Consider the following 15,315-nt stretch of genomic DNA (forward strand, 5'->3'; position numbering starts at 1 on the left):
CAGATACCTCTTATTGATATTTTCATTTTTGAATAATACTTTTTTGTATTTTACAAGGCGTTAATCTCTTTTTTTTAAAAAATTCCAATTTGATTTTCGGTTTCTGGAATTACGGTCCTCGATCAGCTCAACAACCAGCTTGTCGATAATATCCTCATTTTCGCTGATCATTCTGTCAGCCAAAGACTCCAATTTTTGGATATTGCTTTTTGTGGCTGCATCAAGGGATGATTCTACAGAAAGTAAATTATTAGGTTCAATTCGGGTATAGTTTTCCAAATGATGTACCGACTTAAAAAGTTGGCGAAGAAAATAATCTATGCTTTCGGATGAGCTGCTCGTCATGATGTCCACCAAAGCGGGACCGATAGATATGGCCCATTTCTTTTTGAAGTCTTCATAATTATAAGCATTTCTGGCAGCTCCAGTGCCCAATGAAAGGATGGATATATCTGTAATCTTGAACGTATTAAAGGTCTTAAGTACTTCTAATAGTGCAGATATCGAAGGATTTTGGGCGAATACCCCTCCATCCACAAGCGGATAGCGAATATTGGCGAGCGAGAATATTTCAGCAACCGAAAAATATGTTGGCGCAGCGGCAGTAGCTCTACATACATCTCTCACAAAAAAGTCTCGTGATTCACCATGACTAATTGCCTTTTGTTGACGGAAGAAGTGATTCTTACGTAATTCGATATTGTAGGCTGTAATGATACAAGGCTTAATCAATTGACTAAGTTTAATATCTCCGAAATAATCCATCAACACTTTTTCAAATGTGGTTTCATCGTAGAGCTCACTCAACAGACCGAATTGACTTAGAAAACGCCTCCATCGTGTGGTCGAAAAAATTTCTGGACCATGATCTAGATAAATGTTAAGCGCTTCGCGCGTGCTGAAACGAGGCTTGTTGGGGTTTTCTTCGCTAGGACAGAGAATCAGGGCTGTCAATATCCCACCTGTGCTTGTTCCTGCAAAAAAATCGAAAAAATCAGAAATATGCACGTTAGGGTCATTAGTCCCAGCTTTTAATTTGTCTTCGAGGTGGACCATTAATAAACCCGGTATTATTCCTCGGATTCCCCCTCCATCTATCGAAAGAATTCGCTTCATCTGCCAATAATTACTTGATATAATTGTCTATTCTCAATAGTATATATGAGCTCGCTATGTTCGATTTTTGTTCCATCAATGGGATGACAGCGGCTTTTTATAACCAAAGTCCTCTCATTCGTCGACAAAATAGAATTTTTACGGTTTATTTAGACATGATTCAACATACGTAAATGTATTGAATTTTGTCGAGAAGGCAAACAGTTTTGCCGATAGAAATGGCGCTAAGTACAAGCTTAGTCTTTTCTTTTACTTGGAATAGTATTAGATTAGGACCATGAATGAAGACCTTATAATTAAAGAGAAGCTAGTTGCATACATATTTACTGTTACAAACAAACGGTTGGAGGAAATCGATATTGCCCTTTCTCAGGCACGGGAATCGTCCATTGACGACACAAAAAGTAGTGCCGGAGACAAATACGAAACTTCTAGAGAGATGATACAGCAAGATATTACACGCTTGCAAAAGCAACGTCTAGAAGTTTTAAAGGAATTAGAAATATTGCGTAAAATCGAGCTTGTTCCGATTAGAGTAGGACGTTTGGGAGCATTGGTCACCACCGATCGTCTGGTTTATTTTCTTGCAACCAGTTTGGGGCAAGTTAGCGTGGAGGGCAAGAGCTATGCCGTCATCTCGGCGCATTCCCCAATTGGCAAATGTTTGAATGGAATACAGATAGGACAATCCTTTGAGTTCAACGGGGCTAAGCAGGTGGTGAAGAATATTGTCTGATCGATTTAACAAAACATTTTTGTAAGCAGATTGTTAGCATGAAAAGTCAATCGCGAAGACCTGTATAGTTTGGTCTTCGGTTGATAAGTTAAATCGAACATGCTAAATTAATAATTATGAATTTGAGAAAATTAATCCCCATGCTGCTGATGTCTGGTGTACTGACCATGAGCATGGTAGCTTGCAAGTCCAAAGTATCGGATGCAGACCTAAAGGCTAAAGTAGAGACTGCTGTAAGCGGCAATCCTGATGTGTTGGTAGATGTGAAAGATGGCGTTGTGACGCTGTCAGGTACAGTGGCGACCGAGCAGGAGAAAATCAGTTTAGAAACGGCCGCAAAAGCGGCAGAAAAAGGCGTGAAGTCTGTAGTCAATAATATTGTCGTGGAGGCGCCGGTATCGGTATTGCCAACACCCGCAGATGATGCTTTGGTCAAAAATGTGACAGACGCCCTAAAGGACTTTCCGTCAGTTACTGCCCAGGTGCAAGATGGTATTATCCATGTGACAGGTACGCTTGAACAGACTCGTATCATGACGTTGAAGCAAGCCTTAGACAATCTTAACCCTAAGAAAGTCGATTTATCAGGCGTAACCGTTAAATAATCAAATCTCAAAAACACGTATAACAATGGCACTACAAGATAAGTATAAAGTATTACTCGATACGGCTAGGGCCTCGGGTATAAATGATTTACAGGTGGCCGAGCAGGATGGCGTACTGCGTATTGCAGGAACAGCACCCACAGCAGATGTGAAGAACAAGCTTTGGGATATCTATGGACAAATCGACCCCAATTTTTTGACAGGAGATGTAGTCATGAATGTAGATGTGGCAACGGAGGTTCCTGGTAGTCAGGTTCGGGTCATCACCGATAATAGTAATCTCAATATTCGAAAAGGACCAGGCACAGATCAGCCCATAGTAGGGAAGGCCGCTAAAGGGGAAATCATTACCTTGATCAGCAAGGCCAACGATGAATGGTGGTTAGTCCGTACTAAAGACAATGAAGAAGGATATTGTTATGCGCAATATTTAGAATCTATTTAGTCTTTTTATGACAGGTAGATAGGAAAGCAAGTTACCATGTCTTACTTGGCAAAGTAGAGGACTTTTTAGACATTTTGTAAAAAATGCCGATCTATTAGATTGGCATTTTTTATTTTTGACCTATTATTAAATTGGCTGTGTGGATAGCTCTATCAGAGAAAACAGATTGGACTAGAATTACATATCATAATCACTAAAGATTGTTTGGATTCCTTGAAGATTGGATAATTGATGAATTGAAGTTCAGTCATGCAGTAGAAGCGAACATTCGTTATTTTTATTATTAATTACAGATGAAAAAAATACTCAGTATACTATTATCCCTGCTGACGCTCTCTGCTTTTGCACAGGAGCTTTATATTCCTAGAAATATAAAAAAAGCTTATGAACAAGGCACGCGCAGTACAACAGGTGCTCCTGGTACAGCTTACTGGCAAAACAAGGGAGTATATGACGTGCAGATAAAAGTCGACGCCGCAACAAAAGTAGTGAGCGGTACGGAGACCATACTTTATACCAACAATAGTCCGGACACGCTTACGCAGGTGGCTATTCGATTTGATAATAATGTGCATAAACCCAATGCACCGCGCGCAAACTATGCAGAGAACGATTTTTTAACCAGTGGATTGAAGATACATTCTTTCGCCATGAATGGTCGACAATATGAAGTTAATGCGCAAGATTGGGGTACTGTGACCTTGGGCGATTTTCAAGAAACCATCCTCCCTGGTGGGCATGCCACGTTTACAATATCTTGGGAGTATCCGCTTTCGATATTGAGTGATAGAGAGGGACAAATCGACCCATCTACTTTTTACCTCGCCTATTCGTATCCGCGTATATCTGTATATGACGATTACAACGGATGGGACCTCTTACCACATAATGGACGTCAGGAGTTTTATAATGATTTTAACGATTATACATTCCGTATTACAGCTCCAAAGAATTTTGTGGTGTGGGCGACAGGGATATTCCTCAATCCCGAAGAAGTATTGACCCCCCAATCCCTAGAGCGATACAAACAATCCCTGATTAGTGATCAGCGTGTACATGTTGCCAATCTTGGCGAGATGAAATCAGGTAGCGTTACTCAGCAGAATGAGTGGAACGTCTGGAAATTTAAAGCAGACCACGTCACCGATTTTTGTTTTGCTATGAGTGATCATTATGTCTGGGATGCCGCTAGCGTGCAGCTGGCTAGTAAGCGTGTAAGTATACAAGCCGCATACAAATCAGGGACCAAGGATTTTGAACAATATGTGGATTGGTGTCAATATGCGATTAAATGGTTTTCAGAGCATTGGCCGGGTATAGAATACCCTTATCCCGTCATGACGGCTATTCACGGATTTGCAGATATGGAATACCCGATGATGATCAATGATTCCAGCGTACCAGACAATTTTTTGGACGCCAGACAAACTGCCGATCATGAAATTGCACACACTTACTTCCCGTTTTATATGGGAACCAATGAAAGTAGGTATGCATATATGGATGAGGGGTGGGCCACAGCATTTGAGTATTTAATAGGTCTAGACGAGAATGGACTAGAAGTGACTCAACAAATGTTTAAAGATTTTAGGGTCAAGAGCTGGATTTCAGATCCATCTGCCGAACAGGATCAACCTTTGATTTCGATGAGTTCGCAATTGACAGGGGTAGGCTATGGCAACAATTCCTACATCAAATCGGCACTCTCGTACTTAGCGTTGAAAGAATATCTTGGTGATGAATTGTTCAAAAAAGCGCTACATCACTATATGGACAATTGGAATGGGAAGCACCCGAATCCTTGGGACTACTTTTATTCGATGAATATTGGTGCTGGCAAAAATCTGAATTGGTTTTGGAATAATTGGTTTTTCAGCAACCATTACATAGACCTCCAGATAAGCGAAGCTAAGCAAGCAACAGGTCAATTGGAGATTACGGTGGACAATGTGGGAGGATTTGCAGTGCCTTTTGATTTACATATCAACTTAGCGGACGGCACGACTAAGACGGTGCACTATACTCCTGACCTGTGGGAGAAAACACCCAAACAAACTAAACTGAGCGTACCTGTAAAAGGAAATGTGAAAAAAGTTGAATTGGATGGTGGCATATTTATGGATTACACCCCTGATGACAACGTCAAAGTGCTCTAAAATCGCCTAATTTACCAAGTTCTAAGCGTATAGGCGGCATTCCAAAAGTCGTATTCTAGACGGGCCGCAGTGACAAAGGCTTCTGTCATTTTTTGGCGCATGTCGATCGTAGTTGCTGATGCAATGCGGTCACATATGCCGATCGCCTTTTTAACCTCATTTCCAAATTCCTCGCCCGCATAGGTATCTATCCATTTCTGATAGGGATTGTCCCGTTGGGATTTAGCCGAGTAGATGTAATCACCTACTTGCTTGTATATCCAAAAGCAGGGTAGTAGTGCAGCCATACCTACTTCTACTGTATCCAAAGCTGCAGTACTTTTCAAAAAATGGATGTAATGGTGACAAGCAGGTTGGATTTGTCCCCGTGCCGTAAGACCGAAGTCAGCAAAGTAGGACTCATGCAGGGCATTCTCCACAATAATAGCATTTTCGCCAAATCGCATAAAGGTTAGCGCATCCTGTATGTGGTATGCCCGTGCGCCAATCAATGCAAGAGCTCTGCCGAAGTGCTCTAAATAGGCCGAATCTTGCGCCATATAAAACTGAAATTTTTGGATATCGAGCGTGCCTTCTGTTAATTCAACGATAAAAGGCATCTCTAAAATATTCTTATAAATTGGCGTTATCTCTTGCCATGCCTGTTCAGACCAGTTCATACTTAATAAGTTTTTGTGGGTTGAAAAAATGATTTAAGGGACCATTACCTTTACCTACTTTCACGTCCTTACCATTTGAGATGGCTTCGTGTACATAATTTTGTCCAAGTTGGACGGCTTCAAGAAGAGACTTTCCTTGCGCAATGTAGCTTGCTATAGCAGAAGAAAGCGTACAGCCTGACCCGTGGGTATTCCTGGTCTCAAATTTTTCAAAATCAAATTTATGGATTTGAGCATTACTGTCAAAGTAGAGAGACGTTAATGTAGGGGTCCTTAGGTGTCCCCCTTTGAGTAGGACCGAACGGCATCCTAATGCCAGTATTTTTTGACCGGCAATATACATATCATCGAGTGTGCGGACTGGCATTTCGGCGAGAATTGCAGCCTCGTCCATATTAGGAGTCACTACTTCGGTAATCGGAAACAGCCTTTCAATAATGGTTTCTATCGTACTGTCTTTTATAAGTCGGTGGCCACTGGTCGCAACCATTACCGGGTCAAAAACCAATGGAACTCCTGGATACCCCTGTAACGTGTCTACGATAACATCTACAAGTTCTGATGTATGGACCATTCCTATTTTGATGGCGTCGGGAAAGATGTCATCCAGTATCGTCCAAATTTGATCCTGCACGACTGAAGTAGGTATCGGATAGATGCTTTTTACTCCCAAAGTATTCTGTACAGGTAAAGCCGTAAGTACCGACGTTGCGAAACACCCCAATGCTGAAAAAGTCTTGATATCCGCTTGGATTCCAGCACCTCCACTTCCGTCAAATCCTGCAATAGTCAGGACGCTGCGATAGCTATATTCTTGATTCATTTCGTTATCTTATTTTTAAGTTCAAATGCCGCTTTTTGAGGGTCATCGGCTGCACATATCGCAGATACCACCGCTACTGAATGTGCCCCAGCAGCAATTACATGTTCGACGTTTTCAAGCTTCATATTTCCTATAGCGACCAAAGGCTTGTCTGTTAAACTGGCAATCTGTCGAATTCCGTCCAGACCCCATTCGGTGATGGTATCTCGTTTGGTAGGCGTACTAAATACCGGACTGATGCCCAAATAGTCCGCAGCCTCCGTTTCCGAACTGTGAAGTTGAGAAAGACATTCTATTGAGTACCCAATATTTTGCACCCCTGTCCATTGTTTCCGTATGTCGGTAGGAGCTATGTCCGAATTACCCACATGTATCCCATAGGATTGGACTTGCATGGCGACAGTTAGATTGTCGTTGATAATCAACGATATCCCATGCTTATCTGTAAGCTCTTTCAATCTGCTGGCTTTTTCTAAAAAGGCCCTTGTAGACAAATCCTTCTCTCTTAATTGAATGATGTCTACACCTCCTAGTATAGCCTGTTCTGCCACTGTCAGCATATCTTTGCCATAGCAATCACTTTCAGAAATAACTAGATAGAGTGGATAGGGGAACAGCGGATGTATCATGCGCCTGATAGGGTTAAAGTATCCAAAAACTGTGTTTTAGATAGCGTGTGTAGCTCGTCGAGTATATTCACTTGCAGACTTCCTGGCCCCCCGCTTCTAGATTGCGCCAACTGACCTGCGATACTCAATAAGGCAGTTCCAGCGATAGTAGCCTCTGCTTTGTCAGTTACAACAGCTATAAAAGCTCCTATAATCGCTGTCGCACTACAACCCAATCCCGTAACGCGTGTCATCAGGGGGTGTCCGTTCTTGATTTCGAAAACACTATTCTTCGCAATCACATAGTCCACTTCCCCAGAAATGCAAACAATACTATCAAAATTTTCATGCAGATATTTTGCTGATACAATGGCTTCACTACTGCTATGGGTGCTGTCCACACCCTTTGAAGGCGCAGCATTGGTTTGGGCAAGTGCCATGATTTCGGATGCATTGCCCCGAATCACCGTAGGTTTGTAAGATAGTAGTTCAGACAAGACTAGATCTCTGTACGGCGTCGCACCTGCACCTACAGGGTCCAATATCCAAGGTTTTTGAAGTTCGATGGCTTTTTCGATGGCCATTTTCATCGACGTCACCTTGTACTCATCAAGGGTGCCTATGTTGATGACCAGAGATTGACAAATTTGCATCATCTCTTTCACTTCTGCATGCGCATGCGCCATGATAGGAGAGGCTCCTATGGCTAATAACGCATTTGCCGTATTGTTCATTACCACATAGTTCGTAATGTTATGAACCAGAGGTGATCGCTTTCTGACCGATTCAATGTGCTGCCAAAGTTTATGTTTCATCTACACCTATTATTTGTTCCATTATTAGTCTATTGTCCTATTGTCGCGTATTGATACCGCCTTTTCGGTATCAATATATTAATCAATAAAATTAGCACCTAGTACGATTTTTTATTGATAATAAGCCCTGTAAATAATATAACGGTCTTTCCGTCGATATTATTTACCTCTGGCATGTATTTAATGCGTCACGCTGAATAAAAAAAATGGCTATAGAGATTTGTGCTGTATGCGACACCAACATGAATGTGTTGCGGTCATTAACTTTTTCCTACGCCGGTATTAACCGAATCAGGTTCAAAGGGACTATCTCAATTCATATTACATGAATACCCCTAAAGCCAGCCCTAAGTTAAGGAATATTTAATAGGTGACCAAATGCTCTAATCGAATCTGTTTGCAAATGGGTATCCAAAATAGAGCCTTTGGCTCCCAACGGCATTCAAGGTGTGTCTTACCTATCCAATCCCCAAGATATCCTCGAGTCTCGTCCGGATATTGAATTGTAGTGTATTGCAAGTACAAGACATTTTAGCTAAGTTTATACGCATAACCCTTAAGATGAAACCTAGATGAAGAACGCATCAATTATTTCTTTCGCTGCCATTGCCCTGTTATTCTCCTGTCAGGCTAAAGACGAAAAAAAAGACATTTCACTCATTGGAAGTTGGAAACTAGTCGAAAGTAAAACCATAAAAGGAAAAGATACCACACAGGCGCATACCGATACGACAAAGAGTGAGATGGTCAAAATGTTTAATGCAACTGATTTTGCTTTTTTCAATCACGACAAAAAAAAGGGGACGGATAGTGCAGCTTTCTTCGTCAGCGGTTCTGGACGATATGCCTTGATGGGAAACGCGTATCAAGAAGAATTGATTTATTGTAGCTTCAGGGAGTGGGAAGGTAAGAAGTTTGATTTCGAGCTGCATATGGCTGGAGATACATTAATACAAAGTGGGATCGAGCATATTCCTGAACTAGGGGTCAATCAAAAAATCATTGAGAAATATATCCGTATCCGATAGCTTGTGCAATCGCCAAACATGTGATGGCCATAAGTTTAGTATTGGATCATGGGTAATTAGCAAGACTGGACTATTTATATCTACAAAGAATGATGTATTTTTGCACTGTGAGAATTAAAAATCAAAAGTAGATATGAGTGTTTACAATCTTATACTGGGGGCTCCAAAGAAGGTCACTTTTGATGATTTGCTATTCAGTACCGAAAATAGGGATATCATCAGTCAGATTATTAAAGAGCATCACTATATTGACGAACTTCAGAAATACGGATTGACAGTTGATAATAAGATATTACTCTATGGGTATTCGGGATGTGGTAAGACTTCTACTGCTATTGCCATTGCCAATGCAATGGACAGACCCCTTAATATTTTGAACTTAAGTACCTTGGTTTCATCTAAGTTAGGAGAAACGGCATCAAATCTCAAAGCGATATTTGATAAGGTAGCGCGTGAAAAATCGATTCTATTTTTGGATGAGTTCGATCAGATCGGCAAAATGAGGATAGCAGACGAAAAGGATTCTTCTTCTGGTGAAATGAGAAGAGTGGTCAATACGCTGATTCAATTGATTGACTATTTTCCGGCAGATTGCTTATTGATTTGCGCAACCAACTACTACGATCTAATCGATGCAGCCCTATTGAGGCGCTTTCAACTCCGCTTGAAGTATGAAATGCCTAGTGAACAAGAATTAGACGTATACTATCAAAAAATATTACAACCTTTCCCGATGCATTTGCACGATATCGCACCTAGATATGATATTTCATACGCAGAAGCACGGGACTATGTTCACACTCTCATGAAGTCCCGGATCATTGCAGAGTTGGAAAGCAAGGTGCTTGTTGATGTTGAACATTAGTTAGCAGCGCATATCTAATTGTTGTCAAGACCGCTCTTGTATTGGGGGATAGGGTCTACCTTGGTAAATATATGCGGAGCAGACATTTCGATACCAGCTGCCAAGAAGTCATTCAGAATGTGCTGAAATATTTCTGACTTCGCCAATTCGATTTCTCCGGATTTGGATATATAGACATTCAGTTCGTACAGAACAAAAAAATCGTCTAACTTCTTTTGTAATACAAAGGGAGCGGGCGTTGTATTAACCCGTTCTACACGGGCTGGTATACGCAGTAATAATTCATGGACACGTTGCCATGGCTCTTCATATCCTACTGTCAATTCAACTTGAAAACATATCCCTTCATGCGAGTATGTCGTATAGTTGACCGTATTTCCGGAAAGAATCGAGGAATTGGGGATGGTTATTTCTTCATTTTTGATGGTTCGCAACTTGGTTACCAATGGTGATTTTTCAATGACCACTCCCGTTTTATCTGCTATCGTGATACGGTCTCCAATTCGGAAAGGACGCATGTAGGTAATGACCAGTCCAGCGATGATATTAGAAATGGCTGAGGATGAACCTAGCGAGAACAATACGCCAATGAATACAGAGATGCCCTTGAATACGTCAGAGTTGGAGCCAGGAAGGTAAGGGAATATGAGCACCAAGGTGAAAGCATGTAAAAGAAAGCGGATAATGGTAAAAGTAGGCATGGCAAATTCACGGTGGAAACCATTGATTTCTAGTTTTCCTTTGTCTATTTCATTGAATATATATTTCACGAATTGCACTGCATATCGCATAATAAATAAAATCACGAATACCGTAATCAGTTTAGGTATATAATCCCAGATAGCCAAAAATGCTTTTTTTAAAGGTTTGGTAAACATACCTATCAGGTTGTTTGCCCAGCTTTGTGTGAATGGGAACACACTGAAAATAATCGGAAGCATAATAAACGCCATCAATATAATCAGCGCCCACCTCAGCATGTTGATTGCATTGATCAGTATGCGAGTTTTTTGTAGCGAAGTGACCAGTACGTAATTCTTTATCTTGATATCCTTGATCCGTTCGGTACGCTCACTCAAGATTCGTTGTACGCTATACTTTTTCAACTTGTTGATCAGGAAAATCAAAATTGAAAATATAATTAGGATCAAGATTACAAGCCCTGTCCGTATCAATAGTTTTGTTAGGCTATTGGCTTCCTTTTCCTTGGTAATGGTCTCCTGAATGCTTTTTAGGTATTGTGCGGCAACCTCTTCTTTATGTTTGCCTTCCAGCATCGCATCAAGCTCGGTTACCGAGGTGATGATCAAATCTTTATAAACGATGTCTGAACTAATTTCGTTATTTTCAATTTTAAAGGAGTCTACCCGGACAAAATCATCCTCATATAGATTCTGGATTCGATTCACGACATTTGAAGCCCTATCCTTGGCCAAAGATGAACCCAACTTGTTGTAAATATAAAATAAGGTATCGCTGAAAGGGGCTACAGCGTAGCGACTGGTGTTTTTCTTAATAGAATCCACCTTGAGTTTCACCTGTTGGTTTCGAATATTATTTTCTTGATCTAATTCATTCAGTTGCTGTTGGAGGTTCTCTTTCTTGGGGCTATTTTGCGCCTTTAGGTTGGTGATTTCGTTTTGCAATTTCAGACGCTCCAATGAATCGTTGATCTGTTGTTGTCTAATCCCATTTAATAGGGAGCTCAGTCCCTGTTCCTTGTTGGTCAACGAGTCTGTTTTTTTTGTCGCATTTGTGGAATCCACTTGCTGAGCTGAAAGCATTAATGCCGAAGAAAGAGACAGCAGTGTCGCAAGAAAACAAATATAAAATCTTTTCATATCCCAATAGGTATATTGCTATGTAAGTCGGGCTTAAGGTTAGATAGTCCTAGGCCCGCCATATAATACCAAACATAGATAAAATGCCTTGCATTAACAACACTTCTCCATCACCTAATGGAGAGCCTAGACATATCATTGATTATAGGCTAGTGGAGCGGGGTACCTTAAGGGCACAATACCTAAGGGAATAAGCATCTGTTCGTTAGTAGACAACGGTCTCTTTCACATCACAATTTTCATCTATCCACTTACTGTCAAATTCACTCAGGTTTTTACGTTTACCTTTGTAGATGTAGTAGGACTTGTCTTTGTCGCCCTTGGCAGGGGGGCCGGGCATCCTATTGACTATTTTCTCTTCAGGGCAGTCTCTGATCAATGTCGAATTACTGGTACTGTGTAAAGTGCTGCAGGACGACAGTATAAAAAATGCCAAAAATGCTAGAAATAATGATTTCATCTGTTTAATTTACGTTGTGAGCGCTCTACCAGTAGGTAGAACTACTATTTGTTACTGGCTGATGAGCATGCTCCCGATTGATATAGGCTAGGTATCTTTGCATATACAGCTTGAAAATAGAACGTATATAGTTAGCGATATGATACAGTCATCAATGAAAAAAAATGGGAGAATGGAAGACTACAAAGTTATAGACAGATTATTCAAATTTTATAGAACAATCTAATTTTTTTGACTAAAAATGGAGGAAAGTATATTTATGGAAATTTTACAGATTCCCAGAAAAATGCGATTATAAAGGGAGCCCTATTCAAGAGCAATTTGCCTCCTACACCAATCTCCTGAAAGACATAGACGCCCAGATGGCGGTCGTCAACAACAGCTTCCGTAGCACTACAGACGAACAAAAGAAAGATGCTGAGTTCGTAGGTGCTCTACGTGGAAAATTTAAGGAGATGGCATTTAGCTACAGTACTGAATATTGAATGTCAAGAATTTGTTAAATAGAGGCATATCATTAATATTTGCTTAAGTTTATCTAAATTATGGATATGACACATTTATTTGACTTAGAACATGACTATATCTTAGAAAACGATTATTGCAAATTGATTCCACTGCAAGAGCTGCATTACGACGAATTAGTCAAGTTTGCTCTTGACGAACCCGAATTGTGGCAGTTTTCATTGCAAAATGCAGGAAGTCCCGAAGGGATGAAAAAATATATAGGCGCTGCCCTTTTGCAACGGGCAGCGAGACGTGGGTATTCCTTTGTCGTCTATGATAAGCGACGGGACACTTATGCAGGCTGTACCCGCATTTATGACATAGATCTTCTGAACAAGAATCTATCCATTGGATATACCTGGTATGGTAAAGCCTTCCAAGGAACAGGGCTTAATAAGCATAGCAAATACTTGTTATTTGAATTTGTATTCGATCGACTTGGTTTCCAGCGCGTTGAGTTCAGGTTGGATAGTCAGAATGACCGAAGCATGTCTGCTATCAAGAGCCTTGGGTGTACATTTGAAGGTATACTTAGAAGCAATGGTTATAGGACTGATGGTACGCGTAGAGATTCCGCTGTCCTTAGTATTCTACTGCCGGAATGGTTAAGTGGCGGACGGAAAGCGTTAAAAGATAAGCTCGTGAGATGAGGTTTAAAGACTGTTTTTCTTCAATAAGCACTTTCCAAAATATCTATTTTATTTATCTTTATCCTTTCTAGATACATATATTTTTTTACATGAACAATATTCTGACCATGCTGGCTGCAGGCGACACTAAATTTGCCGACGTCATTACATATATTGAAAATCGCTACAACCATATTCCTACAGGATTTAAGAACGGTGCTCAATACAATTCCGCTTCTGAAAATCAAGGTAGTGCAAAGGTGCTATATTTTGCCAAATTGGCTGATTTGAATCAGCAAGATACTTTACGGTTATTTGCCGAGCATTATGATGCTGTATGCATCGATCCGGATGGTGATAATCATCAAAATATCCGTCAGTTTATGTTGAATGGATGGGAAGGAGTGTCCTTTGATGGACAGGCACTTGTTAGCAAGTAGAATCTATAGGGCCAATTATAGACATTATTATTAGCTCAACCTGTCGACCTGCTGCTTGAGGATATATAGACTTTCTTGCATTTCCTCAAGCGTGAAATGGCCAAAGCCCAATCGCATCGCCGTCATGTACTTGTTTTGATAAAGCAATGTTTTCGGGATAAAGAGATTATTTTTTGCGCATTCTCGACTCAAGAGCATCAGGTTGATAGGCTGTTTCCATGTTGTCCAAACAGCCAATCCTCCTGTCGGCTTTTGAAAGGTTAATTGATCAGCAAAGTGTTCTTCGAGTAATGCCATAAAGCGGTCTCGGCGTTGTTGATAGACCTTTAGTGATTTTTTGAGATAACGATGAATTTCCCCCTCTTCAATCATTTCACCCAGCACCTGCTCCATCAAAATGTCTCCTTGACGATCAATAATACCCAAATACTTGCGCATTTCGGTCATCAGATTCTCCGGAGCGACGATAAATCCCGTGCGAAATCCAGGTATCAGCGACTTGCCAAACGATCCTACATACACCACCATCCCTTCTGTATCTGCACTCGATAAGGGAAGTACTGGTGCCTTATCATAATAGAAATCATAATCATAATCATCCTCTAATATGATAAAGCCATAGGTGGTCGAGAGTTGCAGTAACTCCAGCCTCCTTTGCGCGCTCAATGTCACGGTCGTAGGGTAGTGGTGGTGCGGGGTGATGTAGAGCATGCGAATCGTGTGTTTTTGGCATAATTCCCTTACTGCATCTACATCGATGCCTTCTTCATCTATCGGAACATGTAGGATTCGAGCTCCCGACTTCTGGAAAATCATATTGACCGAAAAATAACTCAACTCACCAACCAATACGATATCTCCTGACGATAATAATATTTCGCAACAGATGTATACACTCATTTCTGTACTGCGAGTGATGAGGATATTGTCTTTTGAAATATGTAGCCCTCTAGATTGATTTAGATAGTTGGACAGATTTTTTTTGAAATATTCGCTCCCATCCTGATTGTAATATCCCATTTTTTTTCGATTGCTGCGCCTCTTCATGTTGGCGCTATATAGGCTTGAAAGTTGGTCGATATGTGTCAAGCGGATGTCCGGTGTACCCTCCGTGAATACATAGTCACATGACGAATGTTCAAATGGGTTGTCCAAAAGACTGGATCGTCTAAAGTCATAGCCTGTCGTTTGGGGATATTGTACCAGTTGATTTTGAATGGAGGTGCGAATCTTTAACGGCTTGTGCTCGTCATGTCCTAATACAAAAGTCCCTTTGTTAGGTAAGGTTTCTATCCACCCCTGTGCGTTCAATTCATCATACACGGCCACAATTGTATTGCGGTGTACTTGGAGGAGTTCACTCAGTTTTCGGGTGCCGGGAAGCTTGGTCCCTTGTGTCAAGAATCCTCGTTGTATCGCGTTGATTAATTGATTGGCGACCTGAAGATATATGGAAGTGTTTGAATTTCGCTCAATTTTGATAAAATTCAAGTATAAAATCTGAACCGGACTATTCACAATATAAAAACTGGTACATGATGATTGTCCGGCAAGATAATACTTTTGTCGGATAATAATGACA

Annotated in this window: 16 protein-coding genes and 1 riboswitch; of the genes, 8 read left to right on the forward strand and 8 right to left on the reverse strand. The window is 40.8% G+C overall.

Annotated features, from left to right (window positions below; genetic code table 11):
* Positions 1 to 60 precede the first annotated feature (60 nt).
* Positions 61 to 1,116 (reverse strand): patatin-like phospholipase family protein, encoded by a 1,056-nt coding sequence (locus tag OQ289_RS09100; RefSeq protein ID WP_033564547.1) that lies wholly within the window; start codon positions 1,114 to 1,116, stop codon positions 61 to 63.
* Positions 1,117 to 1,393: 277 nt separating this feature from the next.
* Here OQ289_RS09100 and OQ289_RS09105 point away from each other — a divergent pair, with 277 nt between their 5' ends.
* The 4 genes from OQ289_RS09105 (at position 1,394) to OQ289_RS09120 (ending at position 5,058) form a co-directional block, all read left to right on the forward strand.
* A complete protein-coding gene (locus tag OQ289_RS09105) occupies positions 1,394 to 1,852 on the forward strand; it encodes a hypothetical protein (protein WP_270090409.1) in 459 nt (152 codons plus the stop codon).
* 116 nt (positions 1,853 to 1,968) lie between these two features.
* Positions 1,969 to 2,457 (forward strand): BON domain-containing protein, encoded by a 489-nt coding sequence (locus tag OQ289_RS09110; RefSeq protein WP_270090410.1) that lies wholly within the window; start codon positions 1,969 to 1,971, stop codon positions 2,455 to 2,457.
* A gap of 25 nt (positions 2,458 to 2,482) precedes the next feature.
* Positions 2,483 to 2,902: an SH3 domain-containing protein gene (locus OQ289_RS09115; RefSeq protein WP_270090411.1), complete on the forward strand. Its 420-nt coding sequence runs from the start codon at positions 2,483 to 2,485 to the stop codon at positions 2,900 to 2,902.
* Between the two features lie 293 nt (positions 2,903 to 3,195).
* On the forward strand, positions 3,196 to 5,058 hold the full coding sequence (locus tag OQ289_RS09120; RefSeq protein WP_270090412.1) for a M1 family metallopeptidase: 1,863 nt from the start codon (positions 3,196 to 3,198) through the stop codon (positions 5,056 to 5,058).
* A gap of 11 nt (positions 5,059 to 5,069) precedes the next feature.
* On the opposite strand, the gene tenA is transcribed toward OQ289_RS09120, so the two are convergent.
* The 4 genes from tenA to thiM are packed head-to-tail and all read right to left on the reverse strand — an operon-like array spanning position 5,070 to position 7,963.
* On the reverse strand, positions 5,070 to 5,717 hold the full coding sequence (gene tenA, locus OQ289_RS09125) for a thiaminase II (RefSeq protein ID WP_033564552.1): 648 nt from the start codon (positions 5,715 to 5,717) through the stop codon (positions 5,070 to 5,072).
* The gene (gene thiD, locus OQ289_RS09130; protein ID WP_270090413.1) at positions 5,704 to 6,540 is read right to left on the reverse strand and encodes a bifunctional hydroxymethylpyrimidine kinase/phosphomethylpyrimidine kinase; all 837 of its coding nucleotides are present in this window, start codon (positions 6,538 to 6,540) and stop codon (positions 5,704 to 5,706) included. The genes tenA and thiD overlap by 14 nt, the downstream gene beginning before the upstream one ends.
* Entirely contained in the window at positions 6,537 to 7,169 is a 633-nt protein-coding gene (gene thiE, locus OQ289_RS09135) for a thiamine phosphate synthase (RefSeq protein WP_270090414.1), read from the reverse strand. The genes thiD and thiE overlap by 4 nt, the downstream gene beginning before the upstream one ends.
* Complete coding sequence (gene thiM / locus OQ289_RS09140; protein WP_270090415.1) at positions 7,166 to 7,963, reverse strand: hydroxyethylthiazole kinase; 798 nt, start codon at positions 7,961 to 7,963, stop codon at positions 7,166 to 7,168. Before thiM ends, thiE begins: the two co-directional genes overlap by 4 nt.
* 251 nt (positions 7,964 to 8,214) lie before the next feature.
* Positions 8,215 to 8,310: riboswitch (TPP riboswitch) on the reverse strand.
* 225 nt (positions 8,311 to 8,535) lie between these two features.
* Here thiM and OQ289_RS09145 point away from each other — a divergent pair.
* Both OQ289_RS09145 and OQ289_RS09150 read left to right on the forward strand, forming a co-directional pair.
* Positions 8,536 to 8,991, forward strand: a complete 456-nt coding sequence (locus OQ289_RS09145; protein ID WP_270090416.1) for a hypothetical protein — start codon at positions 8,536 to 8,538, stop codon at positions 8,989 to 8,991.
* A gap of 133 nt (positions 8,992 to 9,124) precedes the next feature.
* Positions 9,125 to 9,856, forward strand: a complete 732-nt coding sequence (locus OQ289_RS09150) for an AAA family ATPase (RefSeq protein WP_270090417.1) — start codon at positions 9,125 to 9,127, stop codon at positions 9,854 to 9,856.
* 14 nt (positions 9,857 to 9,870) lie between these two features.
* Here the strand turns inward: OQ289_RS09150 and OQ289_RS09155 are convergent, their stop codons facing one another.
* Both OQ289_RS09155 and OQ289_RS09160 read right to left on the reverse strand, forming a co-directional pair.
* A complete protein-coding gene (locus tag OQ289_RS09155) occupies positions 9,871 to 11,697 on the reverse strand; it encodes a mechanosensitive ion channel family protein (RefSeq protein WP_270090418.1) in 1,827 nt (608 codons plus the stop codon).
* Positions 11,698 to 11,902: 205 nt separating this feature from the next.
* Complete coding sequence (locus OQ289_RS09160) at positions 11,903 to 12,157, reverse strand: hypothetical protein (protein ID WP_270090419.1); 255 nt, start codon at positions 12,155 to 12,157, stop codon at positions 11,903 to 11,905.
* A gap of 551 nt (positions 12,158 to 12,708) precedes the next feature.
* Here OQ289_RS09160 and OQ289_RS09165 point away from each other — a divergent pair.
* Both OQ289_RS09165 and OQ289_RS09170 read left to right on the forward strand, forming a co-directional pair.
* Positions 12,709 to 13,314, forward strand: a complete 606-nt coding sequence (locus OQ289_RS09165; RefSeq protein WP_270090420.1) for a GNAT family N-acetyltransferase — start codon at positions 12,709 to 12,711, stop codon at positions 13,312 to 13,314.
* Positions 13,315 to 13,403: 89 nt separating this feature from the next.
* The gene (locus tag OQ289_RS09170; protein ID WP_270090421.1) at positions 13,404 to 13,733 is read left to right on the forward strand and encodes a HopJ type III effector protein; all 330 of its coding nucleotides are present in this window, start codon (positions 13,404 to 13,406) and stop codon (positions 13,731 to 13,733) included.
* 30 nt (positions 13,734 to 13,763) lie between these two features.
* Here the strand turns inward: OQ289_RS09170 and OQ289_RS09175 are convergent, their stop codons facing one another.
* The gene (locus tag OQ289_RS09175) at positions 13,764 to 15,224 is read right to left on the reverse strand and encodes an aminotransferase-like domain-containing protein (RefSeq protein ID WP_270090422.1); all 1,461 of its coding nucleotides are present in this window, start codon (positions 15,222 to 15,224) and stop codon (positions 13,764 to 13,766) included.
* Positions 15,225 to 15,315 lie beyond the last annotated feature (91 nt).

Source organism: Sphingobacterium sp. SYP-B4668 (assembly GCF_027627455.1).
Lineage (GTDB): Bacteria > Bacteroidota > Bacteroidia > Sphingobacteriales > Sphingobacteriaceae > Sphingobacterium.

Excerpts from the sequence above, each read along its gene's own strand:
- OQ289_RS09100 (WP_033564547.1), bottom strand. The coding sequence starts at position 1,116 with ATGAAGCGAATTCTTTCGATAGATGGAGGGGGAATCCGAGGAATAATA.
- OQ289_RS09105 (WP_270090409.1), top strand. The coding sequence starts at position 1,394 with ATGAATGAAGACCTTATAATTAAAGAGAAGCTAGTTGCATACATATTT.
- OQ289_RS09110 (WP_270090410.1), top strand. The coding sequence starts at position 1,969 with ATGAATTTGAGAAAATTAATCCCCATGCTGCTGATGTCTGGTGTACTG.
- OQ289_RS09115 (WP_270090411.1), top strand. The coding sequence starts at position 2,483 with ATGGCACTACAAGATAAGTATAAAGTATTACTCGATACGGCTAGGGCC.
- OQ289_RS09120 (WP_270090412.1), top strand. The coding sequence starts at position 3,196 with ATGAAAAAAATACTCAGTATACTATTATCCCTGCTGACGCTCTCTGCT.
- tenA (WP_033564552.1), bottom strand. The coding sequence starts at position 5,717 with ATGAACTGGTCTGAACAGGCATGGCAAGAGATAACGCCAATTTATAAG.
- thiD (WP_270090413.1), bottom strand. The coding sequence starts at position 6,540 with ATGAATCAAGAATATAGCTATCGCAGCGTCCTGACTATTGCAGGATTT.
- thiE (WP_270090414.1), bottom strand. The coding sequence starts at position 7,169 with ATGATACATCCGCTGTTCCCCTATCCACTCTATCTAGTTATTTCTGAA.
- thiM (WP_270090415.1), bottom strand. The coding sequence starts at position 7,963 with ATGAAACATAAACTTTGGCAGCACATTGAATCGGTCAGAAAGCGATCA.
- OQ289_RS09145 (WP_270090416.1), top strand. The coding sequence starts at position 8,536 with ATGAAGAACGCATCAATTATTTCTTTCGCTGCCATTGCCCTGTTATTC.
- OQ289_RS09150 (WP_270090417.1), top strand. The coding sequence starts at position 9,125 with ATGAGTGTTTACAATCTTATACTGGGGGCTCCAAAGAAGGTCACTTTT.
- OQ289_RS09155 (WP_270090418.1), bottom strand. The coding sequence starts at position 11,697 with ATGAAAAGATTTTATATTTGTTTTCTTGCGACACTGCTGTCTCTTTCT.
- OQ289_RS09160 (WP_270090419.1), bottom strand. The coding sequence starts at position 12,157 with ATGAAATCATTATTTCTAGCATTTTTGGCATTTTTTATACTGTCGTCC.
- OQ289_RS09165 (WP_270090420.1), top strand. The coding sequence starts at position 12,709 with ATGACACATTTATTTGACTTAGAACATGACTATATCTTAGAAAACGAT.
- OQ289_RS09170 (WP_270090421.1), top strand. The coding sequence starts at position 13,404 with ATGAACAATATTCTGACCATGCTGGCTGCAGGCGACACTAAATTTGCC.